The organism is Longimicrobium sp., assembly GCF_036280135.1.
Classification (GTDB): domain Bacteria; phylum Gemmatimonadota; class Gemmatimonadetes; order Longimicrobiales; family Longimicrobiaceae; genus Longimicrobium.
In genome coordinates this window covers 1-3,196 of the sequence record NZ_DASURI010000221.1, presented here as the reverse complement: position 1 = coordinate 3,196, position 3,196 = coordinate 1, and the positions used below count along the sequence as shown (strand labels likewise).

2 protein-coding genes and 1 pseudogene are annotated in these 3,196 nt (G+C 70.9%); 1 reads left to right on the top strand and 2 read right to left on the bottom strand.

The genetic code is table 11. The features are described from left to right. Positions 1-110: 110 nt before the first annotated feature. Complete coding sequence (gene arsN2 / locus VFZ20_RS06685) at positions 111-572, bottom strand: arsenic resistance N-acetyltransferase ArsN2 (protein WP_329683065.1); 462 nt, start codon at positions 570-572, stop codon at positions 111-113. Between the two features lie 656 nt (positions 573-1,228). Further along, positions 1,229-2,284: a hypothetical protein gene (locus VFZ20_RS06680; RefSeq protein WP_329683064.1), complete on the bottom strand. Its 1,056-nt coding sequence runs from the start codon at positions 2,282-2,284 to the stop codon at positions 1,229-1,231. Between the two features lie 361 nt (positions 2,285-2,645). Here VFZ20_RS06680 and VFZ20_RS06675 point away from each other — a divergent pair. Then, positions 2,646-3,196 (top strand): annotated as a pseudogene (locus VFZ20_RS06675) (2,3-bisphosphoglycerate-independent phosphoglycerate mutase); the annotation flags it as partial.

The window sequence follows — 3,196 nt, the reverse complement described above, 5'->3', positions numbered from 1 at the left end:
GGGGCGGGCGGATCTGCATCCCCGGATCCGGCCGGTCCCTCAAATCAGCGGATCCGTTTCGGCCGACCGAGATCAGCCGATCACGATCAACCGAAGTCAGCGGATGGAGATCAGCTGACGGGCACCGGCTCGGCCATGGGGACGAGGGGCCGGGCCATGCAGACGGCGGATGCGGGGCAGATGCCGCGGAACTCCTCCGTGGCGCGGATGGCGTCCGGCACCGCGTCCCGCTCGGCGGATTGGTAGCCGCGGCGGGCGAAGAAGCCTTCCGCCGTCGTCGTCAGCAGGTAAAGCGTGCGGATGCCGGATTCGCGGGCCCGTGCCTCGAGCGCGTCCACGAGCCGCGATGCCCATCCCCCGCCCCGCCGGTCCGCCGCGACGGCGAGGGAGCGCAGGAGCGCCGCGTCCCCGCGCGCTTCCATCCCCACGACGCCCACGACCGTGTCCCCGTCACGCGCGACGAGAAAGTGCGCCAGGTGCTCGGGCGTGAGGTCCGCGTGCGGCAGCGCTGTCTCGTCCAGCAGGCGGACGATGGCGTGGAAATCGGATTCCTGGGCGGGCTGGATGCTCATCGGAAAAGGATCGTCGGCCTGCGATGTTCTCTGAACCGGGAATTGCGCACGGCGCGGGCACCAGGGCGGCGATGCGCGTCCCGGCGCGGAAGCCCCGGCCAGCGGCCTGGAGATCCGCGACGCGGAGGCCCATGCCAAAGGCGCGGAGCCCCAGACTGAGCGGGTAAACCCGCCGCTGGGAGGGCGATAAGCCCTGTCTCGCGCCGACGCGCTCTGCGAACAGGGCTTCAACTGCCAATACGGGACGGACCCGGCAACGCGCGATCACCTCGCGATCCCGGAATTTTACCGGCTCCAACGCCGTTCCGGTGCACATCGGCCGGCCCTCTCTGGGGCAGTCCGCGCAGGCGGACTTCGCGATTTTCCAGCGGCGATTTCAATCGCTCGGCGTGGGCTCGGCGTCCGCTCTCACCTGCCGATCCGCCGGTCCGATCCGCTGCGTCACCGTCCGCCGGTCCGCGTCAATCGACCCGCTGATCCTGATCTACCGACAGCGCGAGTGGCCGATCCGCCGCATCCGCCGCATCTGCCGATCGGCTACATCGCCCGATCCACCGATCCGCATCACCGCAACGGACGAGGGCCAGGCATCCGCCGCGGGAGCCGGCCCTCGTGCATCCTCGTACCTTCGTACCCCGTACCTTCGTACCGAAGTCCTACCAGCGGGCGGGGTTGCCGCGCACGTCGATGTGGATGAACGGGCCGTGCGCGCCGTTGTCGCGGTAGATGCCCGCGCCGCCGGTGAGCTCCGGGAAGCGGCGCTCCACGCGGTCCACGGCGCGCAGCATGACCCGCGCGTCCTCCGTGTCGCGGCGGCCGTCGCCGTTCAGGTCGTCCATGTAGCCGTCCTGGTCGTTGTCGATCCACACGTCGCTGGCGTCGCCGTACGTGTGGCGGCTGAGCAGCGCCCGGCCGCCCTCGCCCACGCCCTGGATGTTGTACGCCGGCGTGCGGAACCCGCTCATCACCGCCACGTGCTCCGCGCGGATGCCCATGGCGTTGAGCTCCTGGATCACCAGCTCCAGCTTGTCGATCAGCCGCAGGTCCAGCGCCAGGTACTTGGGCCACACGCTGAACTGGTCCTTGGTGAGGAAGTTGCGCAGGCGAAAGTGCTCGCTGACGAACAGGTCCTGGTTCTCGGGCGTGACCTCGATAAAGCCGGCGGGGGGCGCGTACGACGCGCCGCGGGGGGCCGTCTCGGTGGGGTAGGTGCCGATGCGGTAGCCGTTGAGGTACCCGCCGCGCTTCTCGGCGAACGGCACCCGGGTGATGACGGACAGGTTCTCCAGCGACTGCGCCCAGTCGCTCCCCCGCAGGTTGAGCCGCCAGATGCCCGCCGAGCCCGGGGCGAACAGCCCGTGCGCCAGCTGGCCCTCGCCCGTCAGCAGCCGCATCTGCGTGCCCGAGACGGGCTCCCAGCGGTAGGCCACGTCCAGCGGGCTGGCCGCCTGCACCCACTCCAGGGGCAGCTGCACCGTCTGGCTGGGGTCGGCCACCACCACGCGCAGGCGCCCGCTCAGGCCGAACACCCGGCTGGCCACGCGCACCACGGCGTCGCTCCCGTGCTCCACCACGGCGCCCGGCGAGCCCGACGACGACGACCAGGTGAGCGGCGAAAGGGCCTTGCTGGGCGCGTACATGCCCAGGGTGGTGCCCGCGAGCGCGAGCGCGGCGACGGAAAGGGCGGTGTTGCGGCGGCGGCGTGGATGCATGAGTACTCCTGTGCGAGTCCTGCGTAGCCTGCGGACTGCGGGTTTGAGCCGGGTTCGGCGAGGGACGGACCCGGTGCGATGGATTGTGTTTCGGGATGGTGCTCGTGCGGACCGGGACCGGCGCGGTGGCCGGCGCGCAGATGCGCGGAAGTCGGTCCGGCAGGGCCGCGCGCCGGGACGGCGCGGGCGGTTGGAGCGGCCGAAAACGTTTCCTGGCGCCAAAACGCACGAGAACGGGCCGGGGGTGGCGAAACCCTCCGGGCGCGCTCTAGCTTGCGGTGCGTTTCAACGGGATCGGGGCCAAGATATGCACGCCGTCACGGCCTTGTCAATCCAAACGTCCGACCGACCTCTCTGCAACATGCCTGACACGACGCAGCCGCGCGTTTGCCTGGTGATCCTGGACGGCTGGGGCCTGCGCGATCCGGCCCCCGACAACGCCGTTACCGAGGCCGACAATCCCACCTGGAAGCACCTGTGGGAAGGGGGCGACCATCCCCGCGCCCGGCTGACAACGCACGGGCCCGCCGTGGGGCTTCCCGAGGGGCAGATGGGCAACTCCGAGGTGGGCCACATGAACCTGGGCGCCGGCCGCGTGGTCATGCAGTCGCTGCAGCGCATCACCAGCGCCATCCAGTCCGGCGAGTTCGCCCGCAACGACGTCTTCCTGGACCTGCTGCGGACGGTCAAGGAGCGTGGGACGACGCTGCACCTGATGGGGCTCATCGGCCCCGGCGGCGTGCACGCGGTGGACGACCACCTGCTGGCCCTCGTGGAGCTGGCCCAGACGCAGGCCATCCCCCACGTGCGCGTGCACATGTTCCTGGACGGGCGCGACACGCCGCCCCAGTCCGCCCGCGAGTACCTCACGGAGCTGTTCGGCCGGTGCGGGGGCGGCGATGGCTGCAGGGT